We start from the raw sequence: 226 nt of genomic DNA, 5'->3' as shown, positions 1-226 counted from the left end.
TTAGACGGTAACGGTGGTTGGAGTGTGGATGCGGCTGCATTAGCAGACGGTAACTACACAGCCGTTGCAACAGCAACGGATGATGCGGGTAATACCTCAACAGCGACAGAAAATGGTTTTGAAATTGATACTTCAGTGCCTGGATTACCGACAGTGATCGCGCAAACGACAAGTGACACGAGCCCTGTGATTACTGGTTCAGCGGTTATTGCAGACGGTGAATCAC

The 226-nt window shown here is 49.6% G+C and carries 1 pseudogene; it reads left to right on the top strand.

Features of this window, described 5'->3' with window-relative positions:
* Window positions 1-226: pseudogene (locus tag JFU56_RS23250) on the top strand (Ig-like domain-containing protein); the annotation flags it as partial.

It is taken from the genome of Moritella sp. F3 (assembly GCF_015082335.1).
GTDB lineage: Bacteria > Pseudomonadota > Gammaproteobacteria > Enterobacterales > Moritellaceae > Moritella.
Note: the sequence above shows the minus strand (reverse complement) of the source record. Positions and strands in the feature narration are given on the sequence as shown.